This is a genomic window from Phenylobacterium sp. SCN 70-31, from assembly GCF_001724605.1.
Taxonomy (GTDB): domain Bacteria; phylum Pseudomonadota; class Alphaproteobacteria; order Caulobacterales; family Caulobacteraceae; genus Phenylobacterium.
This window is the reverse complement of sequence record NZ_MEEX01000003.1, coordinates 81,776-108,030: the sequence shown is the minus strand read 5'-3', so window position 1 is coordinate 108,030 and position 26,255 is coordinate 81,776. Positions and strand designations below refer to the sequence as shown.

Annotated in this window: 25 protein-coding genes; 9 read left to right on the top strand and 16 right to left on the bottom strand. The window is 70.3% G+C overall.

The window, feature by feature from the left end; translation table 11 throughout:
• Nucleotides 1–226 precede the first annotated feature (226 nt).
• From ABS78_RS01745 to ABS78_RS01735, 3 genes are read left to right on the top strand one after another with little or no spacing between them, the layout of a single operon-like run.
• Nucleotides 227–538 (top strand): hypothetical protein, encoded by a 312-nt coding sequence (locus tag ABS78_RS01745; RefSeq protein WP_293374261.1) that lies wholly within the window; start codon nucleotides 227–229, stop codon nucleotides 536–538.
• 23 nt (nucleotides 539–561) lie between these two features.
• Entirely contained in the window at nucleotides 562–1,065 is a 504-nt protein-coding gene (locus ABS78_RS01740) for a YdcF family protein (RefSeq protein WP_363082473.1), read from the top strand.
• Nucleotides 1,066–1,096: 31 nt separating this feature from the next.
• On the top strand, nucleotides 1,097–2,206 hold the full coding sequence (locus tag ABS78_RS01735; RefSeq protein ID WP_293374259.1) for a hypothetical protein: 1,110 nt from the start codon (nucleotides 1,097–1,099) through the stop codon (nucleotides 2,204–2,206).
• Nucleotides 2,207–2,278: 72 nt separating this feature from the next.
• Here ABS78_RS01735 and ABS78_RS01730 read toward each other — a convergent pair whose 3' ends face one another.
• The 11 genes from ABS78_RS01730 to pobA all read right to left on the bottom strand — a co-directional run bounded on the left by ABS78_RS01730 (nucleotide 2,279) and on the right by pobA (nucleotide 13,625).
• Nucleotides 2,279–4,744: a TonB-dependent receptor gene (locus ABS78_RS01730; RefSeq protein ID WP_293374257.1), complete on the bottom strand. Its 2,466-nt coding sequence runs from the start codon at nucleotides 4,742–4,744 to the stop codon at nucleotides 2,279–2,281.
• Between the two features lie 227 nt (nucleotides 4,745–4,971).
• Nucleotides 4,972–5,607: a glutathione S-transferase family protein gene (locus tag ABS78_RS01725; RefSeq protein WP_293374255.1), complete on the bottom strand. Its 636-nt coding sequence runs from the start codon at nucleotides 5,605–5,607 to the stop codon at nucleotides 4,972–4,974.
• A gap of 92 nt (nucleotides 5,608–5,699) precedes the next feature.
• A complete protein-coding gene (locus ABS78_RS01720) occupies nucleotides 5,700–6,539 on the bottom strand; it encodes a class III extradiol dioxygenase subunit beta (RefSeq protein WP_293374253.1) in 840 nt (279 codons plus the stop codon).
• On the bottom strand, nucleotides 6,539–6,925 hold the full coding sequence (gene ligA / locus ABS78_RS01715) for a protocatechuate 4,5-dioxygenase subunit alpha (protein WP_293374251.1): 387 nt from the start codon (nucleotides 6,923–6,925) through the stop codon (nucleotides 6,539–6,541). Before ligA ends, ABS78_RS01720 begins: the two co-directional genes overlap by 1 nt.
• On the bottom strand, nucleotides 6,922–7,830 hold the full coding sequence (locus tag ABS78_RS01710; protein ID WP_293374249.1) for an amidohydrolase family protein: 909 nt from the start codon (nucleotides 7,828–7,830) through the stop codon (nucleotides 6,922–6,924). The genes ligA and ABS78_RS01710 overlap by 4 nt, the downstream gene beginning before the upstream one ends.
• Nucleotides 7,827–8,849, bottom strand: a complete 1,023-nt coding sequence (locus tag ABS78_RS01705) for an amidohydrolase family protein (protein ID WP_293374247.1) — start codon at nucleotides 8,847–8,849, stop codon at nucleotides 7,827–7,829. Before ABS78_RS01705 ends, ABS78_RS01710 begins: the two co-directional genes overlap by 4 nt.
• Complete coding sequence (locus ABS78_RS01700; RefSeq protein ID WP_293374245.1) at nucleotides 8,846–9,727, bottom strand: DUF1932 domain-containing protein; 882 nt, start codon at nucleotides 9,725–9,727, stop codon at nucleotides 8,846–8,848. Before ABS78_RS01700 ends, ABS78_RS01705 begins: the two co-directional genes overlap by 4 nt.
• Nucleotides 9,724–10,809, bottom strand: coding sequence for a 4-oxalomesaconate tautomerase (locus tag ABS78_RS01695; protein WP_293374243.1), 1,086 nt, complete (start codon nucleotides 10,807–10,809; stop codon nucleotides 9,724–9,726). The genes ABS78_RS01700 and ABS78_RS01695 overlap by 4 nt, the downstream gene beginning before the upstream one ends.
• Nucleotides 10,806–11,492, bottom strand: coding sequence for a 4-carboxy-4-hydroxy-2-oxoadipate aldolase/oxaloacetate decarboxylase (locus ABS78_RS01690; protein WP_293374241.1), 687 nt, complete (start codon nucleotides 11,490–11,492; stop codon nucleotides 10,806–10,808). The genes ABS78_RS01695 and ABS78_RS01690 overlap by 4 nt, the downstream gene beginning before the upstream one ends.
• A gap of 9 nt (nucleotides 11,493–11,501) precedes the next feature.
• The gene (locus tag ABS78_RS01685) at nucleotides 11,502–12,443 is read right to left on the bottom strand and encodes a Gfo/Idh/MocA family oxidoreductase (protein WP_293374239.1); all 942 of its coding nucleotides are present in this window, start codon (nucleotides 12,441–12,443) and stop codon (nucleotides 11,502–11,504) included.
• 6 nt (nucleotides 12,444–12,449) lie between these two features.
• A complete protein-coding gene (gene pobA / locus ABS78_RS01680; protein WP_293374467.1) occupies nucleotides 12,450–13,625 on the bottom strand; it encodes a 4-hydroxybenzoate 3-monooxygenase in 1,176 nt (391 codons plus the stop codon).
• A 143-nt stretch (nucleotides 13,626–13,768) separates the two neighbouring features.
• Here pobA and ABS78_RS01675 point away from each other — a divergent pair, with 143 nt between their 5' ends.
• On the top strand, nucleotides 13,769–14,638 hold the full coding sequence (locus tag ABS78_RS01675) for a helix-turn-helix domain-containing protein (RefSeq protein WP_293374237.1): 870 nt from the start codon (nucleotides 13,769–13,771) through the stop codon (nucleotides 14,636–14,638).
• A 25-nt stretch (nucleotides 14,639–14,663) separates the two neighbouring features.
• Here ABS78_RS01675 and ABS78_RS01670 read toward each other — a convergent pair whose 3' ends face one another.
• A complete protein-coding gene (locus tag ABS78_RS01670) occupies nucleotides 14,664–15,305 on the bottom strand; it encodes an NUDIX domain-containing protein (RefSeq protein ID WP_293374235.1) in 642 nt (213 codons plus the stop codon).
• 89 nt (nucleotides 15,306–15,394) lie between these two features.
• Between ABS78_RS01670 and ABS78_RS01665 the strand changes: the two genes are divergently transcribed.
• The 4 genes from ABS78_RS01665 to ABS78_RS01650 all read left to right on the top strand — a co-directional run bounded on the left by ABS78_RS01665 (nucleotide 15,395) and on the right by ABS78_RS01650 (nucleotide 20,580).
• Nucleotides 15,395–17,254 carry an ADP-ribosylglycohydrolase family protein gene (locus tag ABS78_RS01665; RefSeq protein ID WP_293374233.1) on the top strand — a complete coding sequence of 620 codons (1,860 nt, stop codon included), beginning with the start codon at nucleotides 15,395–15,397 and terminating at the stop codon, nucleotides 17,252–17,254.
• A 150-nt stretch (nucleotides 17,255–17,404) separates the two neighbouring features.
• Nucleotides 17,405–18,754 (top strand): NADP-specific glutamate dehydrogenase, encoded by a 1,350-nt coding sequence (gdhA, locus tag ABS78_RS01660; protein WP_363082467.1) that lies wholly within the window; start codon nucleotides 17,405–17,407, stop codon nucleotides 18,752–18,754.
• Nucleotides 18,755–19,264: 510 nt separating this feature from the next.
• Nucleotides 19,265–20,095, top strand: coding sequence for a PEPxxWA-CTERM sorting domain-containing protein (locus tag ABS78_RS01655; RefSeq protein ID WP_293374231.1), 831 nt, complete (start codon nucleotides 19,265–19,267; stop codon nucleotides 20,093–20,095).
• Nucleotides 20,092–20,580, top strand: coding sequence for a hypothetical protein (locus ABS78_RS01650; RefSeq protein WP_293374229.1), 489 nt, complete (start codon nucleotides 20,092–20,094; stop codon nucleotides 20,578–20,580). The genes ABS78_RS01655 and ABS78_RS01650 overlap by 4 nt, the downstream gene beginning before the upstream one ends.
• Here the strand turns inward: ABS78_RS01650 and ABS78_RS01645 are convergent.
• The 4 genes from ABS78_RS01645 to ABS78_RS01630 all read right to left on the bottom strand — a co-directional run bounded on the left by ABS78_RS01645 (nucleotide 20,554) and on the right by ABS78_RS01630 (nucleotide 25,612).
• On the bottom strand, nucleotides 20,554–22,884 hold the full coding sequence (locus tag ABS78_RS01645; protein WP_293374227.1) for a CHASE2 domain-containing protein: 2,331 nt from the start codon (nucleotides 22,882–22,884) through the stop codon (nucleotides 20,554–20,556). The genes ABS78_RS01650 and ABS78_RS01645 overlap by 27 nt on opposite strands.
• Nucleotides 22,885–22,897: 13 nt before the next feature.
• The gene (locus tag ABS78_RS01640) at nucleotides 22,898–24,208 is read right to left on the bottom strand and encodes a FecR domain-containing protein (RefSeq protein ID WP_293374225.1); all 1,311 of its coding nucleotides are present in this window, start codon (nucleotides 24,206–24,208) and stop codon (nucleotides 22,898–22,900) included.
• Entirely contained in the window at nucleotides 24,205–24,918 is a 714-nt protein-coding gene (locus tag ABS78_RS01635) for a response regulator transcription factor (protein ID WP_293374223.1), read from the bottom strand. The genes ABS78_RS01640 and ABS78_RS01635 overlap by 4 nt, the downstream gene beginning before the upstream one ends.
• A gap of 112 nt (nucleotides 24,919–25,030) precedes the next feature.
• Nucleotides 25,031–25,612 carry a sigma-70 family RNA polymerase sigma factor gene (locus ABS78_RS01630; protein ID WP_293374221.1) on the bottom strand — a complete coding sequence of 194 codons (582 nt, stop codon included), beginning with the start codon at nucleotides 25,610–25,612 and terminating at the stop codon, nucleotides 25,031–25,033.
• A gap of 257 nt (nucleotides 25,613–25,869) precedes the next feature.
• Here ABS78_RS01630 and ABS78_RS01625 point away from each other — a divergent pair, with 257 nt between their 5' ends.
• Nucleotides 25,870–26,115: a hypothetical protein gene (locus ABS78_RS01625; RefSeq protein ID WP_293374219.1), complete on the top strand. Its 246-nt coding sequence runs from the start codon at nucleotides 25,870–25,872 to the stop codon at nucleotides 26,113–26,115.
• Nucleotides 26,116–26,255: the final 140 nt, after the last annotated feature.

Sequence of the window (26,255 nt, the reverse complement as noted above, 5' to 3'; positions counted from 1 at the left end):
GTCCAGCCCGCCGCGCCGCGTTTCTGCTCCTCTGCCTCTCCCGAACGCCTGCGAGGCGCATGGGACCCCAACGTCTGTAAGGCGAAGGCTGTTCCGTAAAACTCTCGTATCCACAGGCGGAGCACCTTACGGCCACGCTCAGTCAAGTTTTGGTCCAAGTCCGGCGGGTAAGCATCGCGGGATCAGGCCCGAACCGACTCGCTTGCGTTGGAGTGGAGAGAGCGACGTGACCCAGCAGATCGATTTCGCCGGCGCCTCGGGCGCCCGCTACCGCTATTCCGCGCTGGACGAGGATCGGTTCCTGCCGCCGGCGGGGGCGAACTACGTGATCGCCGAACTCACCGAGGACGGGCCGACGGTGGTCTATGCGGGCGAAACCGACAACCTCGCGAGCCAGAGCTGGCGGGGCGACCTGGAGAAGGCGCGGCGGAAATACGCCAACGCCACCGTGCTGACCCGGCTCAACGTCACGCGGGCTGTCCGCGAGGCGGAACGGCTGGACCTGATCGAGCACTATCATCCGCCGTTGAACGGCTAGGCGCGTCGGCTCATCGTCGCCGGGTGGACGCGCCGCCCCTCATCGTGATCTTCGGTGCGGCCGTGCGAGCCGACGGGTCGCCGTCGCCCGCGCTCGCCCGCCGGATCCGGTACGGCGCGGCGGCGGCGGCCGCGTTTCCCGCTTCACGTGTGCTCTGTTCGGGAGGTCCGGGGCCCAGGGGGCCCAGCGAAGCTGCGGTCATGGCGGACCAGCTGTCGCGCCGGGGCGTGGCGTCGGCCCGCCTCCTGATGGACGAGGCCAGCCTGGACACGTTGCAGAATGTCGCCGCCGCCGCCCGAGCCGCGCGAGCCGAAGGCGCGCCGCTCGTCGTCGCCTGCAGCGACGCCTACCACCTTCCGCGAATTCGCCTCCTGCTGACCGTCCTCGGGGTGCGCAGCCGAGCGGGGCCGCAACCGGGATCGCGCGGCGATGCGGGTCATCGGGTCGCGATGGCGCTGCGCGAGGCGGTGGCGATCCCCTACGATCTGGTCCTGGCCGCGATGCATCGTCGCCGACTGCTGTCATAGTGCTGACCAACTCGAAGGGAAGGCTCCCGTCATGGCATCGGACGCCGACGACAACCCCTACGCCCGCAACAGCGCGTGGCCGAAGATGCCCCAGGCGCCGTTTCGCGTCGGCGCGCTGCCGCGCACCCCTGGGGCGCCCGTGGACGAGTCGCAGGTTTCGGGCGCGGAGCCGGCGCAGCCGGAGCGTCCCGCCGCACCGGCGGCCGCAGTCCAGCGACTGACGCCGGTGTTCGTCCGGCCCCTTGAGGATTCGACGCCGCCGGCGACGCCCGCGCCGGTCGCATCCGCCCAGATCCAACCGGCGGTGGTTCGGCCGGCCGTCGGACCCGAGACGATCCAACCTGCGTTCGTTCGCCCGTCGTTCGCGAGCCCCACGTCTCAGTCGCAGGCGCCGCCGCCCGAACCTCGGCGGCGTGTCGCCGTGCCGCCGCCGCTACGGGCCATCGAACCCGTCTCCGTCGCGCCCGCGCCCGTGCCCGCGCTCCGTCCCGAGGCTGCATCCCCGGTGGGCGCCAGGCCCGAGTCGGCCGAGGACGTCATGCCGGTCGTGTCGCCCCGCCGTGCGGAGGTCGGGCGTCGGCCGCGGTCGGGGGTGGTCGCGGTGACGGCGGTTGCGGCGGGCATCGGCGGCGTCGCCGTTCTGGGCGCCGTCATCCTGGGCGGGCGGTCGACGGCTCCCGAAAGATCTGCCGGCCCTGTGGAGACCTCGACCCCCGCGCCGTCCGCGACGGATCCATCCTCGACAGGCCCGGCCGGAGCCGGCTCGTCGCCGCCCGAAAGCTTCGGCGGCGCGGCGCCGCCCGTCGTCGCGTCGGCCGATCGAGGGAGCTCGAATGTCGCCGCTGCGCCGGGGCCGGCAGCTCCACCTTCCGGGACACCGCCTGTTCCGCCCCAGCCTCGGTCGTCGCTCCAGGCGCCCTCGCAGGTCGTCGTGGCGAAGGCGCGCCAGCCGGAACGTCCCGCGCCGACGCCTCAGGGCGAGGCCGCCCGGGACGCTCCGGGGGTGAGCGCGCGGGTCCTGGATCTGCCGCCCGCGCCCGGGCCCGAACCGGCGCCCCCGCAACCCGATCCGTTGCCGGCCTACACGCCGCCCGCGTCGCCGGCCCCAGACGCGCCGATGACGACGACGAAGCGGTACTGATCCGGAAATGCAGAGGGGCGGCCCGGGTCTCCCCGAGCCGCCCCTCCCGTCGCTACGACTTCAAGGTCGCGATCAGTACTTCAGGCGCAGGGTCACGCCGTAGGTGCGCGGAGCGCCCAGGAACGCGTCGTACACGCTGATCGAGTCGTTGTTCTCGTCGACCTGGAACGGGCCGTTGAAGCCCACCTGGACGTAGTCCTTGTCGAACAGGTTGTTCGACCAGAACTCGACGGTCCAGCGGTCGTCGTCGGCGCCGATGCCCACGCGGCCGTTCACCAGCACCATCTCGTCCTGGACCTTGGACGGGTGCAGATCCGAGCCGGTGTTGTAGCGCGAGGTGTACTTGCCCGAGAGGTTGGCCTTGAACTTCAGGCCATTGCCCAGTTCGCGCTCATAGCTGCCCGCCAGCGAGGCCGACCACAGGGGCGCGAACGACAGTTGGGCGCCGGGCAGACGGCGCAGGCTGTTGAACCGGGTGGGGTTCAGCAGGTCCGCGGCCGTGAACGGCTGGATCTCGGTCTCGGCGTAGGTCACGCCGCCCTGGAGCGTCAGGCCGTCGATCGGCGGCAGGTAGATGAAGTCGAGATCGACACCCTTGGACACCACCTCCGGCAGGGTCTCGACCACGAAGGCCGTGCCGACGAAGGTGTTGAGCTGGAAGTCGGTGAACTTCTGATAGAAGGCCGCGACGTTGAGCATCAGGGTCCGGTTGAACCAGCTCGTCTTGGCGCCCAGCTCATAGCTGTCCACGAATTCGCCCCGGAAAGAGGTGTCCGGGTCCGCCGTGAAGTTCGGCCCCGTCGCCGTCACCAGAATCTGCTGTTCGCGGTCGAGGTTGAAGCCGCCCGCCTTGTAGCCGCGCGAGTACGACGCATAGGTCATCAGGTCGCGGTTCCAGCGATAGGCCAGTTTGGCCGTGCCCGAGAACTCTTCCTCGGTGCGCTTCTGGCGGTACGTGCCCAGTTCGTCGAAGTCGTTGTTCTGGGCGTTGAGGCAGAGGCCGCCCACGATCGTGGTCGCCGTCGCCTGGCCGACGAGACCGGCCAGCGAACCGAACGCCGCCTCGGCCTGGTCGCAGGACGCGCCGGTGGTCGTATAGCGGCTGAACAGCTTCTTCTCGTCGCGGGTGAAGCGCAGGCCCACCGTCAGTTCGAGCTGGTCGGTGATCGCGAAGCTGTTGTTCGTGAACAGGGCGACGGTTTCGCTCGATTGCGTGTAGCGATCGTCCGAGCCGTTGCCGGCCTGGAAGATCGTGCCCGGCGTGAGTCCGATGAGGGCCGGGACGCCGCTCAGCACGCGACCGGCGAAGTAGGCGTAGTAGTCCGTGCCGTAGTTCAGGACCGAACGGCTTTTCAGATCCTCGTTGGCGTAGAACGCGCCGACCAGCCAGTTGAAGCGGCCGTCATAGGCATCGCCCGCCAGCCGCACTTCCTGGCTGAGCTGGCCGAACTCGACGAAATTGTCGCCGCCCGCAGGACGATACACGAGGTCCGCGGCGGTGAAGTCGGAGTCCTGCCCCGTCTCGGTGCGCCAGTTGCGGATGGCGGTGATCGAGGTCAGCTTCAGGCCCGAACCCAGGTCCCAGTTGATCTCGGCCGAGACGCCCTTGTCCTCGACGTCCTGGTCGGTCGGCCGGTTGGCGTAGCCCTGGCGGTCGAACGGGGTGGAGGTCGTGTCCAGGGAGCCCGGACGGACAGCGTTGATGAAGTTGGCGCGGCTGTTGGCCGCCTGACCCACGAAGAGCTGGGTGCCGACGCAGCAGCTTTCATTGCGCTTGGTGAAATCGGCGATGATGCGGATGTCCACCTGATCGATGGGGGTCAGCAGGAGCTGGCCGCGGACAGTCCAGAAGTCCTGGTCGTTGTCGCGGCGCTCGGTGCGCGGACCGGGGCCGGTGACGATCTTCTGGTAGCCGTCGCGCTGACGCGCGCCGACGAACAGGTGGCCGGCCGCGACGTCCGAGAGCGGACCCGAGACAGACCCTGTCAGGCCCCACTGGTCGTAGTTGCCGTAGGTGGCTTCGCCCTCAGCCTGGAAGTCGCGGGTCGGGCCGGCGGTGATGACGTTGATGACGCCCGCCGAGGTGTTCTTGCCGAACAGGGTGCCCTGCGGGCCCTTCAGCACCTCGATCCGGCTCACCTGGCCCAGGTCGCCGAACGACACGCCGTTGCGGGGGCGGTAGACGCCGTCGATCACCACGCCGACCGAGGATTCCAGACCGGGGTTGTCGCCGACGGTGCCGACGCCGCGCACGCGCGCGGTCACGACGGTCTCGTTGGACGTGGAGGTCACGGTCAGGCCGGGGGTGAGCACGGTCAGGTCGCGGATGTCACGAACACCGGCGTCCTTGAGGAGCTCGCCGCTCACGGTCGTCACCACGATCGGGACGTCCTGAAGGCTCTGCTCGCGCTTCTGGGCGGTGACGACGATTTCCTCGATCTCGCGGCCCGACTCCTCCTGGGCCTGCGCGGCGGTTGCAAAGGCGCCCGCCAGCACGACGGCGACCGCCGACGTGCGGAACAGCATTCCGTTTTTCATTTCAGTTCGTTCTCCCCGGAGCGGCCCTGCTTGTGAGGGGAGGTGCGGACCTGCCCGGTGAGGGGCGGCTAGGCGAAGCCAGGCGTTGTGGGCAAAGGGATTGCGGATGTGCGCGGCTATTCGGCGCCAGGCCTGTGGCGCCGGAGTCACGAAAGCGTCGCAAAATCCATCCCGATGTGACGCATCGATATATTGATGGTCGCCGAACAAAGTTTCTGACGAGCGAGTCAGTTTCCGGGTGGCGTAACGTGGAATGGCTGGGCTACGGTGGTGAATTCCGGCAGCGCCTCGCAGGCTTGGGCGTGGGCCGACAGTCTGGGCCATCCCGTCGGGGAGTAGGCCTCCGGCAGCGCCTCGCGCACGAACCTGAGGACGCAGCCGAGGGCGATGTCGGCGTGGCCGATCTGCTCGCCGAACCACCAGGGACCGGGACGGGCCGAGCGCTCGGCCTCCAGGACCGAGAGGACGCCACCGATCTGGTCGTGACACCGCGTCACCCAGGCCGGCGTGGCGCGCGCGTGGATGACGCGCTCGTAGACCAGGCTCACGGCCTTGTCGCCCAGGCCGGTGGCCAGGGCGCAGACCCGCAGGGCGTGGCGGCGGTCGGGGCCGTTTGATGAGATCAACGCGTGATCCCGCCCGGCGCGTTCGTCGAGATAGTCGAGGATCGCGGCGCTCTCGATCAACGCCTCGCCGTCGTCGGTGACCAGGGTCGGGACCCGCCGCAGCGGGTTGAACCGGGCGATCCGTTCCGCGTCGCCGAACACCGACCACGGCCGATGCTCGTAGTCGAAGCCGTAGAGCCGCATCGCCACGGCGACGCGCCGGACGAAAGGGCTGTCGTACTGGCCGATGAGGATCATGCCCGCGCTCCTCGCTGCGGGATCAAGCTTAGGCGCGGGGGAGGCCGGCCGAAAAGGCCGGTTCGGAGACACTGGCGTCGAGTGCGCGGTCGTTAGTCGTTTTCCAGCACCAGATGCCCCACGGCGGTGTTGGAGGCGGGCACGTGGTAGAAGCGGTGGGCCTCGCGCACCCGCGCGTCCAGCGCCCCGCGCATCACCAGCCACATCACCAGCTCGATCCCTTCCGACCCGGCTTCGCGGACATAATCGATGTGCGGCACGGCGGCCTGCCCGTCGGGATCGGAGACCAGACGGTCGAGGAAGGCGGTGTCGAACGCCCGGTTGATCAGGCCGGCGCGCGGCCCCTGAAGCTGGTGGCTCATGCCGCCGGTGCCGAACACCACCACCTTCAGATCCTCGGGAAAGGCCTCCACGGCGCGGCGGATCGCCCGGCCCAGGTTCAGGCAGCGGCGCCCGGTGGGCGGCGGATACTGCACCACGTTGACCGCCAGCGGGATCACGCGGCAGGGCCAGGCGTCAGGCTGGCCGAACAGGAGCGAGAGCGGCACGGTCAATCCGTGGTCCACGTCCATCCGATTGACGATCGTCATGTCGAACTCGTCGAGGATCAGCCGCTCGGCCAGATGCCAGGCCAGCTCGGGATGGCCAGGGACGACCGGCACGGGCCGGGGGCCCCAGCCCTCGTCGGCGGGCTCGAACGTCTCGGCGCAGCCGATGGCGAAGGTGGGGATCAACTCCAGCGAGAACGCGCTGGCATGGTCGTTGAACACCACGATGCAGACGTCGGGGTTCTGCTCGGCGATCCAGCGCTTCGAGGCTTCGTAGCCGGCGAACACGGGCTTCCAGTAGGGATCCGCCGCCTTGCCGGTGTCGAGGGCCGCGCCGATGGCGGGCACGTGGCTCGTGGCGACGCCGCCGATGATCCGCGCCATCAGCGCTCCTCCGATTTCGAACGCGCGCCCTCGATGGAGCGCCCGCCGGCCAGCATCATGGCGGCGTAGTCGTCCTCGCTCATGCCGCTCATCTCGGCGGCGATCTGGCGGAAGGAGAGGCCGTCGGTCGCGGCGATCTTGGCGGTGAAGTAGATGTTGCCGCCCAGGGCGATCATGCCGTTCCAGTCGCGGGCCAGCACCGCCTGCTTCTGGTCCTCGCTCATGGCCCATCGGTCGAGGTAGGCGCGCTCGTCCGCCTTGAAAGCCTCGCGATTGGCCGCCTTCATCAGCGACATGCAGAACTGGTTGAGGTGGAATCCCTTCCGCGACTGCTCGGCGTCGAACAGCACCGTGCCGGGGATGTCGTGATACGGTTTTCCGGTCATGCGCCGGTCTCCTCGGGCCAGTAGAGGCGCATGGGGTTGTCGACCAGCAGTCTGCGCTGAAGCTCCGGCGTCGTGGCGATGGTGGGGATGAAGTCGACGAGCTGACCTTCGTCAGGCGTGTGGGTCTTCATATTGGGATGCGGCCAGTCCGTGCCCCACAGCACTCGGTCGGGAAACGCCTCGACCACCCGCCGACCGAACGGGACGACGTCGGCGTAGGCCGGCGGGCCTTCCTTCGACAGCCGTTCGGGGCAACTCACCTTGCACCAGATGTCGTCGCGCGCCGCCATGAAGGCCAGGAAGCGGTCGAACAGGGGACCGTCGGCGCCGTCGTCCACCCGCGGCGTGCCCATGTGGTCCACGACCAGGGGGGCGGGGAGAGCGAGGAAAAAATCCTGCAGGTCCGCCAGTTCCGCCGCCTCGAAGTAGATGACGATATGCCAGCCCAGGGGCGCGATCTTCGCGGCGATCTCGCGCAGTTCGTCGTGGGGCAGGGCGTCGACCAGCCGCCGGACGAAATTGAACCGCACGCCACGGACGCCGCCCTCGTGGAGTTGTCGCAGCTCGTCGGGCGTGACGTCGCGCTTCACTGTCGCCACGCCGCGGGCGCGGCCGCTCGAATGGGCGATGGCGTCCAGCAGGGCGCGGTTGTCGGCGCCGTGGCATGTGGCCTGGACGATGACGTTGCGCTCGAAGCCCAGGAAGTCGCGCAGGGCGAACAGATCGTCCTTGCCGCCGTCGCAGGGCGTGTACTTGCGGCTGGGCGCATAGGGAAAGACGTCGCCAGGTCCGAAGACGTGACAATGGGCGTCCACCGCCCCCGGTGGCGGGATGAAGCGCGGCCTGGCCGGCGAGGGGTGCCAGACCCGCCAGCCGAAATCCATGACGAAGGCCGGCGCGCTCACCGGCCCTGGTCCTTCAGGATGGCGTCCAGGCGAGGATAGACCCGGCGGGCGTTCAGTTCGAACACCTTGTGCTTGTCGGAGTCGGGGATCGCCAGCGCATCGACGTACCGCTTCGTGTCGTCGAAGTACTGGCCGGTCTCGGGATCGATCCCGCGGACAGCGCCGACCATCTCCGAGCCGAACAGGATGTTGTCCACGTCGATGACGCGGAACAGCAGGTCGATCCCCGGCTGGTGATAGACGCAGGTGTCGAAGAAGACGTTCTTCATGACGTGCTCGCGCAGCGGCGGGCGCTTCAGCATGTCGGCCAGCCCCCGGTAGCGGCCCCAGTGGTAGGGGACGGCGCCGCCGCCGTGGGGGATGATGAAACGCAGGCTCGGGAAGTCGCGGAACAGGTCGCCTTCCAGGAACTGCATGAAGGCGGTTGTGTCGGCGTTGATGTAGTGGGCGCCGGTGGCGTGGAAGTTGTGGTTGCACGAACCCGAAACGTGGATCATCGCGGGCACGTCCAGTTCCACCATCTTCTCGAAGAAGGGATACCAGGCGCGGTCGGTCAGCGGCGGGCTGGTCCAGTGTCCGCCCGACGGATCGGGGTTGAGGTTGCAGCCCACGAAGCCCAGGTCGAGGATGCAGCGCTCAAGTTCGGCGATGGACCCTTCGATCGAGACGCCCGGCGACTGGGGAAGCTGGCAAACGCCGACGAAGGTCTCGGGGAACAGCGTCGTCACCCGGTGGATCAGGTCGTTGCAGCGCCGCGTCCAGGCCCGGCTCACGGCTTCGTCGCCCACGTGGTGGGCCATGGTCGACGCGCGCGGCGAGAAGATCGTCACGTCCGCCCCGCGCTCGCGGATCAGGCGCAGCTGGTTCTTCTCGATCGTCTCGCGGATCTCGTCGTCCGTGATCTCGGGATAGGCGGGATCGATGTCGCCGCCAGTCTTGAAGGCGGTCTTCTGGGCGTCGCGCCAGGCGTCGTGCGGCGCGGGCGCTGTGGTGTAGTGGCCGTGGCAGTCGATGATCACCGCTCGTCTTCCTCGATCTTGTCGTGGCGCAGGGCGTCCAGGGTCGCCGCAAGGCTTGTGGTCAGGGCGTCGGCATGGTTGGCCGCCCAGGCCTGGCGGGCGGCCGTGGCGCGGCTCATCAGTCCGTCGACGCCGGCCTCTTCGACCGTGCGGGCGGCTTCGCGCATCTCCTCGGCGCGGCGGGCGCCGTGCTCCAGGCTGCGCGAGATCATGTAGTGGGCGGTGCGGTTCCAGTCGGGCAGGGGCAGCAGGTCGGACAGCGAGTCCAGCACCACCTGCTCGACGCCGTAGTGGCGCGCCGCCAGCATGGATTCGGTCAGAAGGGCTTCGATCCCCTTGATCATCACCGACCGGCAGAGCTTGGTCGCCGCCGCCTGGCCGATCCGCTCCGCGTAGACCGTCGCGCCGGTGAAACCCAGCGCCGCGCCGCGCGCGAGGAACGCCTCGGCATGGAGACCGCCCAGCAGCATGGGCGAACCGATCCGTTTCGGGGCGATCGGGCTCATGACCGCGGCCTCGACGTAGCAGCCGCCCGCCGCTTCGATCACCTCGGCCGCAGCGACCTTCTGGCCGGGCGAACATGAGTTGAGGTCGAGAAAGAAGGCGCCTTCGGGAAGGCCTGCCGCCACGGCCTCGGCGGCGGCCAGGTCCTGGTCGGCCGTCACGGCGCTCACGATCAGCGCGGCGCCGGCCACGGCGTCCCGTGCGCTGGCCGCGGCCCGCACCACGTGCCGCCCGGCCGCCCGGCTGGGGCCGCTGGCCGGATCGGCGAAGGCGATGTCCCAGGCCGAGACCGTCGCCTTGCCGACGAGATCCTGCGCCAGCGTCTGGCCGACCTCGCCGAAGCCGATGAGGGCGACGTGCTTGAAGGGCCTCATGGGCCACCCCACAGGCTTGCCGGCACATAGACCTCGCCCCGCATCAGCCGGCGTGCGGTGCGGAGCAGCGCGGAGCGCCGCACCACAAGGGTCCCATCCTCGACGACGGCGTCCATCGCCACGGTGAAGAAGCCGGTGGGATGCTCCACCTCGATGGCGCCGGGATCGGCGACCTTCGCGACGTCGGCCGCCACCGAGCCCGGCAGGACGCAGGCTGTGGCCACGCTGACCGCCCCGAAGACGCCGATGGCCTCGTGGACGCGGTGGGGGATGAAGTTCCGGGTGCAGACCGTGCCGCCGGCCCGTGGCGGCGCCGCCAGGCACATCTTGGGCACGGTCTTCTTCGTCACGTCGCCCAGGTTCATCCGGGGCCCGATCCGGAGCCGGATCGCCTCGACGCGGGCCTTGAGCGCGGTGTCGGCCTCCAGCTCCTCGGGCGTCTCGTAGCCGGTCTTGCCGAGGTCGGCGGCGCGCAGCACGACGACGGGCATGCCGTTGTCGATGGCGGTCACCTCGATCCCATCCACCACGTCGCGCGCCGCGCCCGTCGGAAGCAGGGCGCCGCAGGTGGAGCCGGCCACGTCCAGGAAGTCGATCGGCACCGGCGCGGCCGTTCCGGGAACACCGTCGATCCGCGCCGGCCCGTCGTAGCGCACCCGGCCGCCCGGCGTCTGGATCGTGGCCACCGCGAGGCTGCCGGTGTTCAGCATGTTGATGCGCACACGGGTTTCCGTGTCCGCCGCGGCGACCAGCCCCTCCTCGAGGGCGAAGTGGCCCACACCGGCCAGCAGGTTGCCGCAGTTCTGTCCGTCGTCGATCCGGGCTTCGTCCACCACGGCCTGGAGGAACAGGTAGTCCACGTCGGCGTCGGGGTGCGTCGGCGGCCCCACCACGGCGATCTTGCTCGTCAGCGGATGGGCGCCGCCCATCCCGTCGATCTGGCGCGGATCGGGGGAGCCCATCGCGGCCAGGAGGACGGCGTCGCGCGTCGCGCGGTCTTCCGGCAGGTCCGAGGCGCGGAAGTAGAGGCCCTTGGACGTGCCGCCGCGCATCACGGTGCAGGGAATGGCCGTCTGGGTCATGACGGCGCCTCGTCCACGTAGCGCAGCCCCTTGGCGGCCAGCTTCTCGCGCATGCCGTAGATGTCGAGGCCCAGTTCGCCCGCCTCGAACCGGGCGCGCTTCTCGTCTTCGTTCGCCACGCGCTGGCGCGCCTTCTCGACCACGGCCGCGGCCTCCGTGCGCCGGACCACGCAGACCCCGTCGTCGTCGGCCACGATCACGTCGCCCGGGTTCACGAGCGCGCCGCCGCAGACGAGCGGCAGGTTCACGTCGCCCAGCGTCTCCTTGACCGTGCCCTGAGCGAAAATCGCCCTGGACCAGACCGGAAACCCCATCTCGGTCAGCGTGGCCACGTCGCGCACCCCGGCCTCGATGATCAGGCCCCGGACGCCGCGCGCCTTCAGCGACGTGGCCAGGAGGTCCCCGAAGTAGCCGTCCTCGCAGGGCGACGAGGGGGCGACGACCAGGATGTCGCCCGTCCGGCACTGTTCCACCGCCACGTGGATCATCCAGTTGTCGCCGGGCGCGACCTCGCACGTCACCGCCGTCCCGGCGATGGCGGCCGGCCGATAGATCGGACGCATGTACGAGGCCATGAGGCCCCTGCGGCCCTGGGCTTCATGGGTCGTGGCGACGCCGAACCCGGCCAGGGCGTCGACGGCCTCGGCGTCGGCGCGGGGGATGTTGCGGACCACCAGGCTCATGCACGGCTCCTAGAGAAGGCTCTTCTCGATGGCGTCGAGGGCGCGATAGGCGGGCAGCACCTGGGCCACGGACCCGTTGGGTTCGCGGCCTTCCCGGATGGCGGCCAGAAACTCGCGGTCCTGGAGCTCGATGCCGTTCATGGAGACGTCCACCTGGGAGACGTCGATCGGCTGATCCTTGCCGTCCACGAGGTCGTCGTAGCGGGCGATGTAGGTGCCATTGTCGCAGATGTAGCGGAAGAACGTGCCCAGCGGCCCGTCGTTGTTGAACGACAGCGACAGCGTGCAGATCGCTCCCGACGGGACCTTCATCTGGATCGACATGTCCATGGCGATGCCCAGTTCCGGATGCATCGGTCCCTGGACGGCGCGCGCGATGCTGATCTCCTCGCCGGTCTGCCAGGCGAACAGGTCCACGGTGTGGGCCGCGTGGTGCCAGAGGAGATGGTCGGTCCAGCTCCGCGGCTGGCCGAGGGCGTTCAGGTTCTTCCGCCGGAAGAAGAACGTCTGGACGTCCATCTGCTGGATCTTCAGGTCTCCGGCCGTGATCCGCCGGTGAACCCACTGATGACTGGGGTTGAACCGCCGCGTGTGGCCGCACATGGCCACGAGGCCCGTGCGCCTGGCCGTCTCCACCAGCCGTTCGGCGTCGGCCAGGTTGTCGGCCATCGGGATTTCGACGGCCACATGCTTGCCGGCTTCGAGGCACCGGATCGCCTGGGCGGCGTGGAGCGGCGTGGGCGTGGCCAGGATCGCGGCCTGGACGCCGGGGAGGGCCAGGGCTTCGTCCAGGTCGAGCGTCCAGTTGGGTATGCCGAATTTGCGGGCCGTGGCCTCGGTGGCGTCGGCCACGCCGCCGGCCAGGCCCACGACCTCGGCTTCCGGGATGGCGGCCAGAGCCTCCAGGTGCTTGACGCCGAATGCGCCTTCGCCGGCCACGATCAACTTCATGCGTCTCTACTCCAGGGGCAGGCCGACGTAGTTCTCGGCCACGACGGTCTGGGCGGCGCGCGAGCCGCGGATGTAGGCGAGTTCGGCGGTCTGCATCCGTCGCTCGAAGCCCGCCATGTCGGGAAAGCGGTGGGTGAGGGTGGTGAACCACCACGAGAAGCGCTCGGCCTTCCACACCCGCGCCAGCGCGCGCCGGGAGTATCGGTCGAGGGCGGTCTCGTCGCCGGTTCCGAGGGCTTCGGCGAGCGCTTCGCTCAGCATGATCGCGTCCGAAGCGGCGAGATTGAGCCCCTTGGCGCCTGTCGGGGGGACGATGTGGGCGGCGTCGCCCGCCAGCACCAGCCGGCCGTGCCGCAGGGGTTCGACCACGAAGCTGCGCAGCGGCGCGATGCTCTTCTCGAAAGTGGGGCGCCGGTCCACCCGGCCTCCGGCTTCGGGCCCGAGGCGGACGCACAGTTCGTCCCAGAAGCGTTCGTCGGGCCAGTCGTCGGTCCGCGCCTCCGGGCCGCACTGGATGTAGTAGCGGCTGCGCGTGGGCGAGCGCATCGAGGCCAGGGCGAAGCCGCGCTCGTGGTTGGCGTAGATCAGCTCGTCGCTGCACGGCGGCGCTTCGGTCAGGACGCCCAGCCAGCCGAAGGGGTAGGCGCGCTCGAACCGGGCGATCGCGTCCTCCGGAATGCTCGCGCGGCTCACCCCGTGGAAGCCGTCGCAGCCCGCGACCGCCTCGCAGTCGAGGCGGAACGCCAGCCCCTGGCTGCGCCACGTCACGAAGGGCGCGGGGGTGTCGAGATCGTGCAGGGCCACGTCCTCGGCGCCGAACACGACCTGGATCCCGCGCGCCTCGGCCCCGTCGAACAGGTCCTTCATCACCTCCTGCTGCCCGTAGACCGTCACCGAGGCCCCGCCGGTGAGTTCGGCCATGTCGATGCGGAAGATCCCGCCGTCGCAGGCCAGGTTCACGCCGGTGTGGACGAGACCTTCACGACGGAGTCGATCCGCCAGGCCCAGGTGCGTCATCAGGTCTACGGTGACGCGTTCCAGGACCCCGGCGCGGACGCGGCCTTCCACATGCGCCCGGTCCTTCCGTTCCACGACGACGCAGTCCAACCCCTGCCGATGAAGCAGGTGGGCCAGGAACATACCGGCGGGTCCGGCTCCGACGATGGCGATCCGGGTGCGGATCGGCGCCTCCCTCGAACGCCGCATTCTGTCCTGCGGCTTGCCGCGATCCTCAGGCCGCCGGAGGCGGTTGACGATGGACCGTTCGGCCCAATAGTTGGATTTTTCGGACACGCCCCGCGCGATGGGCAGTGAGGTCGGCCCCGATGCGCACAAAGGCCATTCCCCGCTTTTTCCTCTACGGCGAACCTCCGCGTGCGGTTCGCGAGCGCTTCCTCCATCTGGAACCCATCGACGATCGGACGCGGCCCGCAAACTGGAACATTCGGCCCCACACCCACGCCAATCTCTGCCACGTCTTTCACATCGCCCAAGGCGGGGGCGAGATGCTCGCGGACGATCGAACGATCCCGTTCCGCGCGCCGTGCCTTCTCCTCGTCCCCTCGACCCTGGTTCATGGCTTCGCCTACGAGAGCGAGACGGCGGGTTCGGTGCTCACCCTCTCGGACGAATACCTGCGCGAACTGGCGGCGCGAGAGGCCGGCCTCAGCCGCGTCTTCGCCCGCGCCGCCTGCCTCCCGGCCGAGGACGAGGCCCTGTTCTCGGGCCTGCTGACCCGGCTCTCCCGGGAGCTGTCCTGGACGGCCATCGGACACGATGCGGCGGTCGAGGCCCTGCTGACCACGCTGCTCATCGAGATATTGCGGATCGTGCATCATGAGGCGGACGAGTCCGCCGGGCGGGCGCCGGGAGCCCAGGCCGATCTCGTGGCTCGCTTCCGCGAGCGGATCGAAGCCCGCTACAGGTCGGGCGACGGCGTCGAGGCCTATGCCGCGTCGCTCAACGTCACGCCCAGGCGGCTTCGCGTGGCCTGCCTGGCCGTCGCGGAGGCTTCGCCGCTGCAACTGATCCAGGAGCGTCTGGCGCTCGAGGCCAAGCGCGCCTTGCTCTACTCCAACATGACAGTGGCCGAGGTGGCCTACGACCTGGGCTTCGACGATCCGGCGTATTTCTCCCGCTTCTTCGCCCGGACGGCGGGCCGTTCCCCGCGGGCCTATCGCGCGACGGGCGGTTGAGCGTGGGAAGCTCGACTGCGGGGGGTCAGGCGGCCGCTTCGTAGAGCCGGGCGGGCCGGTGGCTGCCGTGGGCGAAGTCGTCGGTCTCGCGTACGCAGCCCAGTCCAAGGACCATCTTGCGGAAGTTGCGCTTCTCCGCCTCCTCGCCGGTGACCGCCTCGTAGGCGGCCTGGAGCTGGCTCAGGGTGAAACGTGGCGGCAGCAGAGCGAAGAGCAGTGTGACTCCGCGGGCGCGGGCGCCGAGGTTCGCCAGGGCCTGGCGCAGGATCTCCTCGTGGTCGAACGCCAGCGGGGGAAGGTCGCCGATCGGGAACCATTGGGCCTGGGCGGCGTCCGAACTGCCTTCCACCCGCAATTCGTCCGACGGCATCAGCGCCAGATAGGCGACCGAGATCACCCGCTCGCGCGGATCGCGGCAGGGCGCGCTGAAGTTGGCGAAGTGAAGCAGGACGTCCGATTCGACCCCCGTCTCTTCCTGCAGTTCGCGGCGTGCGCAGGCGTCCAGATCCTCCTCGGGCTGGACGAAGCCGCCGGGAAGGGCCCACGCGCCCAGAAAAGGTTCGCCGCCCCGTTCGATCAGCAGCACGTGCAGCGCGCCGCGCCGCAGAGTGAAGACGGCGATGTCGGTGGCGACCGCGGGATGGGGATAGGCGTATGTGAAGGCCATGTTCGTGTATTGACGACACTAAGTTCGCGCTGATAAGTGTGATTCAGACACTAAGTCGGTTCGTGTCGGTGTCAAACCCAGGATGTCCGATGGCCCCCAGTGCGTCTGCGTTTCGTATCGCCCAGGTCCCCGCGACGAACGGGGTGATCGGGATGTCGGCCTGCCCCGGAAGCGGCCCTGGCGGCCTTGAGGCGGACCGGGCGGTGGTCGAGGCCTTCCGGCCGGATGCGATCGTCTCGCTCATGGAGGCGCACGAGTATGGCCTCATGGGATGCGCAGACCTTCCTGCGGCGCTCTCCCGGCTCGCGGCGCGGCGCTACGACCTGCCGTTCCGGCGGGCGGGCGTTCCGACGGCGCGGTTCGACCGCATCTGGGCCTATGCCGGGCACGGGCTGCGCCAGACGCTGCGCGGGGGCGGCCGGGTGCTGATCCACTGCCACAGCGGGGCCGGGCGGACCGGACTGGTGGCGGCCCGCCTGCTTGTCGAACTGGGACTTCCGGTCGACGACGCCATCGCGGCGGTCTGTTCCGCCCGGCCGCGAGCCATCGAGAGCGTGGCTCAGTCGCAGTACGTGCGGGCGCGGCGGGCCCACCTGACGGATTCCGGAGTCGCGAGCCGGATTCTGGGCTGCCTGCTGGGCGGCGCGACGGGTGACGCGTTCGGCTATCCCATCGAATTCCTGTCCATGGACCAGGTGCGCGAGCGGCATGGACCCGACGGCCTTGTGGAGCCGCGGCTCCAGGGCGGACGGACGGCGGTCAGCGACGACACGCAGATGACGCTCTTCACCGCCGAGGGCCTGCTGGCGGCGGTCGACGAGGATCTGGTGCTGCACCAGGATCGCGTCACCGGGCGTGTGCGCCGGGCCTACCTGGAGTGGTTCCGCACCCAGCGCGAGGAATGGACCTCTCACGCCGCCGGGCTCAGCCAGTACCGCGAACTCTGGGCTCCGCGTGCGCCGGGCAGCACCTGCCTGACGGCCCTGGCCGCCGGAGCGCGGGGGACGGTCGATGCGCCCATCAACGACTCCAGGGGGTGCGGCGCGGTGATGCGGGTCGCCCCGCTGGGCCTGCTGCCGGCGATCGACCCGGACCAGGCCTTCCGCCTGGGCGAGGAAGCCGCCGCCCTGACTCACGGACACCCGTCGGCCCGCCTCGCCGCGGCGGCCCTGGCGGGACTTGTCCGAGATCTGGTGGCCGAAGGGACGCTCGATTCCGCGCTCGACCGCATGGAGGCCCGGCTGGATCGTGCGGACCAGGGCGAGGAGGTTCTCGCCGCGGTGCGGCTGGCCCGCGCCCTGGCCGGAGACGACACCCCGGCGTCGCAGGTGCTGCCGACCCTGGGCCAGGGCTGGCATGGGCACGAGGCGCTGGCCATCGGAGTCTACGCCGCGCTCAAGGCCCGCACGTTCGAAGAGGCCGTGCGCCTTGCGGCGAACCATGACGGCGACAGCGACTCCACCGCCTCCATCGCCGGTCAGATCTGGGGCGCCTGCCACGGGCACGAGGATGTCCCGCAGGCCTGGATCGAGGCTCTCGATGTGCTCGAACCGCTCTGCGACATCGGTGGACAGTTGATCGCCTGCATCGACGCGGACGACGCTGGAGAGGTTCGGCGCCGGCTGGCGGTCCTCGCCCCTTTCGCTCGCCGGGCGGCGACGTCCAGTGAGGCGTGCTCGGAGGTGATCCGAGATTTCGTCCAGGCGGTGCAGGCCAGCGACTGGGTCGCCTCGTCGGACGGCGCGCAACAGGCGGCCGAGGTCGAACGCCTGCTGACCGACCCCCGTGCGATCCAGCGCGCGTCGCACGTCCAGCTCCGCCGCCTCGCGACGGCGATCGTGCGCAAGGACCGGACCAGCGACGGCACCCTCGAGCGCTGCCTCCGTTCGGGCCGCATCTCGGCCATGGCGCGCCGCGCAGAGGCCCTGCTGGTCGCCGTGGCGGCCTGACGGCGCGGCGATCTCTCCGGACTCGCGCCCGCCGCCCCGGGCGAGGCCCGACGTACAGCCCCCCTTACGAGCGTTTCCTCTGGCGCATTCGTGACTCGCCCGCGTAGAAGTGCCGCCTTTTTGATCGCGAATGCTCAAATCGGGGGCGACTTGACGAAGATCGACGAAAAACTGGAGCCGATCCTGGCCGAGGTTCTGAGCCGCAATGCCGGCGAAGAGGAGTTTCACCAGGCGGCCCGCGAAGTGCTGGAAAGCCTCGGCCGCGTGGTCGCAAAGCATCCCGACTACGCCGACGACGCGTTGATCGAGCGTCTCTGCGAGCCCGAGCGGCAGGTCATCTTCCGCGTGCCCTGGGTCGACGATCAGAACCGGGTGCAGATCAATCGCGGCTTTCGCGTGCAGTTCAACTCGGCTCTCGGTCCTTACAAGGGCGGCGTCCGCTTCCATCCATCCGTCAATCTCGGGATCATCAAGTTCCTGGGCTTCGAGCAGACCTTCAAGAACGCGCTCACCGGGATGCCGATCGGCGGCGGCAAGGGGGGTTCGGACTTCAATCCCCGCGGCCGTTCCGACGGCGAGATCATGCGCTTCTGCCAGTCCTTCATGACCGAGCTGCATCGGCACCTGGGGGAGTACACGGACGTTCCCGCCGGCGACATCGGCGTGGGCGGACGTGAGATCGGCTTCATGTTCGGCCAGTACAAGCGACTGACGAACCGCTACGAGGCCGGCGTGCTGACGGGGAAGGGGCTGGTCTACGGAGGTTCCCAGGCCCGTCGCGAGGCGACCGGCTATGGCGCGGTCTATTTTGTCGAAAGCATGCTGGCCGCCCGCGGCGAACAGATCGATGGCCGACGCGCGATCGTCTCGGGGTCGGGCAACGTTGCGATCTATACGATCGAGAAATTGCAGCAGCTCGGCGGGGTGGTCGTGGCCTGCTCGGACTCGAACGGCTACGTGCTGGACGAAGGCGGCCTGGATCTGAAACTCCTGAAGGAGATCAAGGAAGTCCGCAGAGGGCGGATCTCGGACTATGCCGAGGCGAAGGGCAGGGGGGCCCGGTACGTCGAGGGGGGAACCGTCTGGAGCGTGCCCTGCGCGATCGCCATGCCGTCGGCGACACAGAACGAACTGACCGGCAAGGACGCCCGCTTGCTGGTGGAGAACGGCGTGGTCGCCGTCGGCGAGGGCGCCAACATGCCGTGTACGCCCGAGGCCGTCCGGACCTTCCAGGCGGCGAACGTGCTCTTCGCGCCGGGCAAGGCCGCCAATGCCGGGGGCGTCGCGACGTCCGCGCTGGAGATGCAGCAGAATGCGTCGCGCGACAGCTGGTCCTTCGAGAAGACCGAGGAGCGCCTGGCCGCCATCATGCGCGGCATCCACGACCGTTGCGCCCAAACGGCGGAGGAGTACGGCGCACCCGGCGACTATGTCCTGGGAGCGAACATCGCCGGCTTCGTCCGGGTCGCCGAGGCCATGCGGGCGTTCGGCGTGATCTGACCCGAGGCGCACAGTCTTGCCGGGCTGCCTGGCCCGGCAGGTCAAGCGTGGCCGGTTTCAGCCGAGGGCGACGAACCGGAGCCGGAATACGTCGGTCTCGAGGCGGGCGCGGGAGGATCGCGTCGCGCATCTTGGGGTCGACGCATCTGTCGCGAGCGCGCTTGCGCGTCAGCTGACGGCGGCCATCCGCCTTTTCGGGCGAGTTTTAGATTTTACATTTCGATACATGGGTCACTACAGTATTTACACACCTTTTCTTTCGGATGCGATATTGAAACGTCCAGTACAACTCTGGACTGGAGCAAATTTCCTGTCGGGTTTCCCAGGCTTCTGATCTTGGCGGGCAGAGGTCGTGAGGTGACCGCTTCAAGCCTGATCTGACGAGGTTGGCCAAGGCCCCCGTCGGACAGCGCTCAACCCATCCCTGAACGGCTGCGCGACGGCGCCGCGAGGTTTCGCGGCGCGCCGACGAACTGCGGCCAGGCTTCAGGGGCCTGCTTCGAGACACGCATGTCGCAGACGTCCTTCCACCGCCTCGTTTCATCGTCGTTCGCCGGCCCTGTCGCGGCCGCACTGCTGATCGCCGCGCCCGGCGCGGCCCAGGCCCAGTGCGTCACGCAGATGGGCAAGGTGCTGATGTCGTCGCCCGCCGCGGCGCCTGCGGGCGCGGCGCCGCGCGCCGCGATGCTCCGCGCCAGCGCGATCCCGGTTGCGGCGCCGGTCGCCGCGCCTGCCGCCGTCCGCAAGGCCGCGCCTGTCCGGCGGGCTGCCCCCAAGCCGGCTCCCAAGCGGACCGTCGCGCGCCCGGCGGCGCAGATCGAGGAGTCGCGGGTCGCGACGGCGCCCGAGGCGGCCGCCGAAGTCCGCCGCCCTTCGCCGCCCCGGCGCAAGGCCGTGCGCGCCAAGCCGAAGGCTGTCGCCGCTGGCGGAGCCGGGGGAGCCGCTGCTGCGGCGCCGGGTCTGCGCCCGGTCGTGGCGCCGGTCCCCATGGCCGTGGCGGCCCAGGAACTCGCGACGCCGCGCTCGTTCGCCCTGGTGGCGCTGACGGTCTGCCACGCCGACCTCGGCGCACCGCCGGCCATGGACGGCCTTCCCGCGGCGGATGGCCCGGCCGTAGGGCCCGCTCCAGTCGAGATCGGCCCCTGGCTGGAGGACGATCCGTTCGACATCGACATCCTGAGGCCGCCGACGACGGGCCCCTCCCGGCCTCCTCTGCCGACGGCGCCGTTCCCGCCGCTGACGCCCGGCGCGGTTCCCGAGCCGTCCACCTGGGCCATGATGATCGCGGGCTTCGGGGCGGTCGGCGCCGTGCTACGCCGTCGCCGCGCGTGTCCGTCGTGAGACCGAGCGCGCCGCAGGCAGGAGTCGGCCTGTTCCTGAACGCCATCCAGCGCGTCGATGAGGTCATGGGCGAGACCGGGAAGGGCGGCGCACCCGTCTTCGCCATCGGCGGGGCTGCGGTGGACGAGGCCGGGCGGCTTCACCGCTTTCCGGCGTTCGTCGTGGCCAAGAATTTCGAAGTGGGCGAAACGCGGCGGTTCGCGGGCGCAGGCCGGCTGTTGCACGCCTGCCCGGGCGACGCCCGTCCGGCAGTGCTCTACGCCGCCGACCCCGACGCCACGGAGATCGTCGGCGCGCGGACCTGCGTCGATCGGATCGCGGACGAACGCGTCCGGTCGTTGACCGTCGAGCCGCTTCGGCCCGATGAGACGTCGCGCACCCTGACATTGACCTACGACGGCGCCGATGGCCGCTATCGGGTCTGGTGCAGCCTCGTGGCCGCGTCGGACGCCATGGCTTCAGCCGAGGGCGGCCAAGCTATCTGATTCCGGCTCTGGTTCGTCCGGCTGGTCGAGCCTGGGGAGGACGATCTCGAACCGCGTACCCTCGCCCGGGCGGCTCTCGCAGGTGATCGCGCCGCCGTGCCGTTGGACGACCGTCTGGACGAACGCCAGGCCCAGCCCCGCGCCCGACACGCCGCGGTTGGCTTCGCCGCGTGCGCGGCGGAAGCGCTCGAACACCTGGGCCGCCTCTTCCGGCGGCATCCCGCGCCCGGTGTCGGCGATGGTGCAGACGACCCGTGGCGGCGACCGGCTCTCATCCAGCCGCACGTCGCAGGTGATGCGCCCGCCGGGCTCGGTGTACTTGATCGCATTGTCCAGCAGGTTGATCAGGGTTCGCGTCAGCAGGCCGCGGTCGCCCGCCACCAGCAATGGCGTGTCCGCGTCGGGCCCGTTCACCATCAGGGACTTGGCCTGGGACTGCGGCCAGAGGTCGTCCAGCGCGTCGAGCGCCACCTCCACCATGTCCACCGGCTCGGTCGTCAGACTGGCGGTCTCGGCGCGCGACAGGTGGACGAAGTCGTCGGCCAGGTCGAGCGTGCGGCGAGCGTAGCCGCGCAGGCGCGTGGAGAGGTCGGGCGCCACAGGGTGGTTGTCCAGAAGCGCCAGGATCGAAACCTGGGGCGAGCGCATGTCGTGGGTCAGCAGTTGCAGGATGTCCTCGCGCTGGCGCCCGGCCGCCTTCAGGCTGGTGACGTCGGCATAGCGGACGATCTCGCCGGCCCGGCCGCCGCGCGCCGTCAGCAGCGGCGTCCGCCGCACGACGAACGTGCGGCCGTCCGGCGCGGTGGCTTCGGTTTCGACCTCTCCGTCCGCGGCGGGCTGCGGAGTCAGCGCGGCGGCCAGATGATCCAGGGTTTCGCCGACGGGCGCCCGTCCGGCGATGGCGGCGAACAGGTTCTCGGCGGCGCGGTTGGCCACCAGCACCTTTCCGTCGGCCGCCAGCACGACGGTCGCGTCGGGCAGCCCCTGGATCACATCGTGCAGGAAGCGGCGCAGGTCCCGCGCCTGTTCGAGGGCGGCCTCCATCAGGTCCATCTGCTGGGCGATGACCTCGCCGGCGGGGCGGGCTGTCGCGGCGCCGGTCGGCAGGACGTCGGGTTCGGCCGCGAAGCGCCGCAGTTCGGTGGTCATGAAGGCGCTGCTGGCCTCCAGACGACGCCAACTCCACAGGGGAAGCACCAGGGCCAGCGCGACCAGCGTCGCGGCCGGCGGCGCCCAGATCCGGCCGAAGACGAGCAGAAGCCCCGATCCGATCAGGACCACGGCGGCGACCGCCAGGCCCAGCGCCAGGTTGGCCCGTGGGCGCAGGACCAGGAACCCCGCCAGTACGACCCAGAGCGGCGCGAGCGCGAAAAGCGCCAGGGGCGTCCGGTCCAGCGGCCGTACGGCCCGCCCGGATAGAAGGGTGTCCAGCAGGTTGGCTTGCATCTCCACGCCCGGCATCACCTCCTCGCCGCCGGACAGGGGGGTGGCGTAGCGGTCGCCCAGGCCGTCCGCCGTCGCGCCCACGAGCACGAGCCGGTCGCGCAGGACCTCGGCGGGCGTCTCGCCCCGCATCAGGTCGACGAACGACACCGTGCGGATATCGCCGGGCCGGGCGCCGTAGGCGACCATCACGGGCCGCGTGCGCACGATGCCGGGCGGGGTGTCCGGGGCGGCGGCGGGTGGTCGCGCGGCGCGCCAGGTCGGCGATGGCCCGCCGCCGGTCTGGCGCGCCATGAGTTCCATCAGGTGGGGCCATTCCTGATCGCCCGCGTGCTGGCTCAGGAATGCGCGCCGGACCACGCCGTCGGCGTCGAAGGCGACGTTCACATGGCCCACGCCGGCGGCGGCGGCGCGCAGCGGTCTCACCGGGAGTGCGATCTCGTAGGGCGCGCCGTCGCGGCCGGGCACGTCGAAGCTGGCCGGCAACAGCGTGGGCGTCAGCGCGACGGCGGCGGCCAGGTCGGCGTCGACGGCCGGGTCGCGGTCCGGATCGACCAGGAGCACGTCGTAGGCCACCGCGCGCGGCTTCGCCTCGGCCAGTCGGCGGAGGAGGGTTGCGTGCTCGGATCGCGGCCACGGCCATCGCCCGATCTCGGCGATGCTACGGTTGTCGATGGCGACCACGACGATATCGGCGCTGGGCGGTCGCGCCGACAGGCGCGTCATGGCGTCGTAGAACAGGTTGTCCAGCCGGGTCGCCGCGCCGCCGAGGACGGCTAGGAGCAGGACGATGCTGGAGAGCGCCGCCACCGCCACCCACTCGGCGAGGATCCGGCGGCGCTGGGCTTGCGGTGGCCGCACCGGTGCGGGCGCGTCAGAGCGCGGTCTCGAACCGCTGCTCGGCGGACCATTTCTCGACATAGCGCCCCCGCACGAACGTCCTCGACATCACTCGCCAGACGTAGGTTCCCGGCGGGAGGTCCGTGAGGGCGATGCTGGTTTCGGTCAACCCCGCCTGGTCGATCAGGGGCAGGGCGTCCTGGCCCTCGCGCCGGATCTGGAACCGGTAGCTGCGCTCGCCGTCGCCCTCGACGTCCCATCGGAACAGGAAGCGTCTCAAGCCGTCGCCTCGCTCCTGAGTGGGCGCGCGGGGCGTCAGGGTGTTGAGGCGCCGCTCGAAGGCCTGGACGACGGGCATGCCCTCGAGGCCCTGCGCGTCCACGACCGTGGCGCGGACGAAATAGACCCCATCGGCCACCGCGTCGAAGGTGAGGCGAGGCTGGGTCGCCTCGGCGTCCGCCAGGACATCGACGAAACCGGCGTCGGACGCGATCTGGGCGCGATAACCCCGGACGTTCGCGGCGGGCTCCACGTCGAACGAGAGGACGGGCTGGTCCTGAAGGCCGTCGGAGCGGCGTAGAGCCGGGGGCGGCGGCAGCGGGGCCGTCAGGGCGGGGCCATCCACGGTCGAGACGCGGGCGAAGGCCGGCGCGACCGTTTCGACGTCGCCGCCTGTCGACACCTCGACGGAGCCTTCCAGAACCTCGGTGGCGGCGCGCCGGCCGTCGTCCGAGAACCGGACGCGGAACTCGGTCCCGCGCACGGCCGACACCGACATCGGCGTGCGGACGATGTAGCTGTCGTGGGGGCCGCGCAGGGGACGGACCAGGGAGGCGCCGCCGCCCGCCTCGACCAGGAACTCCCGCTGGACGCCCCCGGTCAGCAGGGTGCGGCGCAGGCGTACGATCCGGACGCGGCTCTGCGACGGGAGCGTGACCCGCGAGCCGTCTGGCAAGTCGAGCCGGCCGAAGGCGTTGGCCCCGGTGGCGAGGCCGTCACCCTCGCGCACGGCGAGCCCTTTGGCGGCCGGGACCGTCCGGTCGCCCGACGTGAGCGACACCTCGCCCTTGAAGGCGCCCAGGCGCGCTTCGATCGCCTCGGTCCGCAGCAGGCGCTCGGGGATCCGGAGCCGCGAGCCGGGCCGGAGCCGGCGCGGATCGGCGATCCGGTTCAGCCGCTGGACGACACGATGGTCGGCGGGCCGCGTCAGCCCGCGCTGTCCCAGGTCGTAGAGGGTGTCGCCGCGCTCGACCACATAGATCAGCACCGGCTCCTGCCGGGCTTGCGCGGAGGTCGCCAGCGCGACCGCGAGGACGAGGCCCGCGAAGGCCGTCCGAACGATCACGACGCTTCGGCGAGGGTGTCGCCGTCTCCGTCCAGGCGCTCGAGGCGGTATCCGTAGCTGTAGACCGGCGTCAGGCGGAAGCCGTTCTCAGGACGCAGCCGCAGCTTGGAGCGCACCCGCGAGACATGCATGTCCAGCGTCCGCGACGGAAGGTCGGGATTGCGGCCCCATACGGCTTCGAGGAGGTGGGTCCGCGAGAGGGCCCGGTGGGTGTTGCGGAACAGCTGCAGCGCCAGGCCGAATTCCTTGGCGGTCAGGGCGATCGGCTCGTCGTCGATGGTCACGACCTGCGCGGCGAGGTTGAAGCGATAGGCGCCGAAGGTCTCCACGCCACCGCCGCGGTCGGGATAGGCCCGGCGGAGCAGCGCGGCGACCCGGGCCAGAAGGACGCTGGGCTGGGCGGGCTTGGTGACATAGTCGTCGGCTCCGGCGTTCAGCGCAGTCACTACGTCGCCTTCGTCGGCGCGGCTGGTGAGGAGCAGGACGGGCGGCGGGGCCGGCATGTTGCGGCGTGTCCAGCCGATGATCTCGACGCCGCTCATGTCGGGGACGTTCCAGTCCAGCACGAGCAGGTCGAAGGTGTCGCGCCGCAGGGCCGCGACCAGCGCGCGTCCGGTCATGAACGGCTGGCAGGCATGGCCGGCGCCCGCCAGGAGTTGGTTCACGGCGGCGGCCTGGACGTCGTCGTCTTCGAGAATGGCGATCCGCATCGATCGGCTCCGACCATGCGCGACAGCGCGCGCAGGCGCATCCTAACATTGCACCGCTTCGAGTATGGGATCGAAAGCGTAAACAATTGAAACACCCGGCAGGGGTGTGGAGTCAGGCGGCGGCCATGTCGCGGCGGCGTCCTTCCGCGACGATCCCGGCGGCGCGCTCGATCGACGTGGCGGCGTGTCTCGGCCGCCTCGCCGACTTGGAAAGCCGCCCCGTCTCCAGCATGTCCTGCAGTTCCCGGCGCGCCCGTGACACCCGGCTCTTCAGCGTTCCGGACGAACAGCCGATGCGATCGGCCGCCTCTTCGTAGGCCAGGCCCGCCACCGCGATGGCGAGCAGGGCCTGCCGCTTCTCGGGCGCCAGGGCCTGCAGGGCCAGATGCAAGTCGCTCAGCCGGGCCTGATTCTCCTGCTCAGGCTCCACGAAGCGGATGTCGCGATCCTGGTCGTAGGCCACCTCGCGCCGGGTGGATCGCCAACGGTCGGTCATCTCGTGCCGCAGGATGACGCTGAACCACGCCCGCAGGTTCGAACCCGGCTCGAAACGGTCGCGATTGCGCAGCGCCCGCAGCAGGGCGCCCTGGAGCAGGTCGTCCGCATGGTCGGCGTGGCGCGTCAGGAACATCGCCCGTCGGCGCATCTCCGGGATCAGCCGGATCAGGTCGGTCGTGAAGCTATCGGTCTGCAAGGTGACGCCCGGATCTCGTGGCCGCGATCCCACGACGATATTGCTCGACGGCCGCTGCGCCAGGGTGCTGACGGTCCGAAAATGTAAACAATGGCAAACCCTTGGCGGCGCAGGGCCTGCTGCGGCGTGGTGTGGGCGGCGCCGGCGGGGCGCCCTGCGGCGGCTTGATCGGCGCGCCGTCTCCCGTCACTTGTCGAGGTGGGTGGTCGTTTGGCCGTCTCCGGATAAGGTCGGGGAGGCAAGGGGGAGGGCTGGCAATGATCGCGACGCGTGCGCGCCGCCGTGCGGCGGCTGGGGTTCTGGCGGCGGCGGCGCTGTCGGGTTGCGCCACCTCCCGGGTTTCGGTGGTCGAGCGAGGCGATTCCGCTACAGCCCTGGCGGCCGGCGCGGCCTTCCGGATGGCGCCAGCCGGTGATCCGGCCGATGCGTCGGTTCGCGCGGCGCTCGCCGAACGGCTGATCGGACTGGGGCTGGTCGAGCGGGACCCGCGGCGCGGGTGGTGATCAGCGTGCGGGCCGCCCCGGCGCGGCGGTCGTCCACGGCTTCGTCGGTGTCGCGCATGAACTCGCCGATGGCGCCGAAGGTCCCGACGCTCCAGCCGTGGCGGGTGTCGTCCAGCGCCTGGTCGATCAGCGAACGCCCC

Excerpts from the sequence above, each read along its gene's own strand:
- ABS78_RS01735 (WP_293374259.1), top strand. The coding sequence starts at position 1,097 with ATGGCATCGGACGCCGACGACAACCCCTACGCCCGCAACAGCGCGTGG.
- ABS78_RS01730 (WP_293374257.1), bottom strand. The coding sequence starts at position 4,744 with ATGAAAAACGGAATGCTGTTCCGCACGTCGGCGGTCGCCGTCGTGCTG.
- ABS78_RS01725 (WP_293374255.1), bottom strand. The coding sequence starts at position 5,607 with ATGATCCTCATCGGCCAGTACGACAGCCCTTTCGTCCGGCGCGTCGCC.
- ABS78_RS01720 (WP_293374253.1), bottom strand. The coding sequence starts at position 6,539 with ATGGCGCGGATCATCGGCGGCGTCGCCACGAGCCACGTGCCCGCCATC.
- ligA (WP_293374251.1), bottom strand. The coding sequence starts at position 6,925 with ATGACCGGAAAACCGTATCACGACATCCCCGGCACGGTGCTGTTCGAC.
- ABS78_RS01700 (WP_293374245.1), bottom strand. The coding sequence starts at position 9,727 with ATGAGGCCCTTCAAGCACGTCGCCCTCATCGGCTTCGGCGAGGTCGGC.
- ABS78_RS01695 (WP_293374243.1), bottom strand. The coding sequence starts at position 10,809 with ATGACCCAGACGGCCATTCCCTGCACCGTGATGCGCGGCGGCACGTCC.
- ABS78_RS01690 (WP_293374241.1), bottom strand. The coding sequence starts at position 11,492 with ATGAGCCTGGTGGTCCGCAACATCCCCCGCGCCGACGCCGAGGCCGTC.
- ABS78_RS01685 (WP_293374239.1), bottom strand. The coding sequence starts at position 12,443 with ATGAAGTTGATCGTGGCCGGCGAAGGCGCATTCGGCGTCAAGCACCTG.
- ABS78_RS01675 (WP_293374237.1), top strand. The coding sequence starts at position 13,769 with ATGCGCACAAAGGCCATTCCCCGCTTTTTCCTCTACGGCGAACCTCCG.
- ABS78_RS01670 (WP_293374235.1), bottom strand. The coding sequence starts at position 15,305 with ATGGCCTTCACATACGCCTATCCCCATCCCGCGGTCGCCACCGACATC.
- ABS78_RS01665 (WP_293374233.1), top strand. The coding sequence starts at position 15,395 with ATGGCCCCCAGTGCGTCTGCGTTTCGTATCGCCCAGGTCCCCGCGACG.
- ABS78_RS01655 (WP_293374231.1), top strand. The coding sequence starts at position 19,265 with ATGTCGCAGACGTCCTTCCACCGCCTCGTTTCATCGTCGTTCGCCGGC.
- ABS78_RS01635 (WP_293374223.1), bottom strand. The coding sequence starts at position 24,918 with ATGCGGATCGCCATTCTCGAAGACGACGACGTCCAGGCCGCCGCCGTG.
- ABS78_RS01625 (WP_293374219.1), top strand. The coding sequence starts at position 25,870 with ATGATCGCGACGCGTGCGCGCCGCCGTGCGGCGGCTGGGGTTCTGGCG.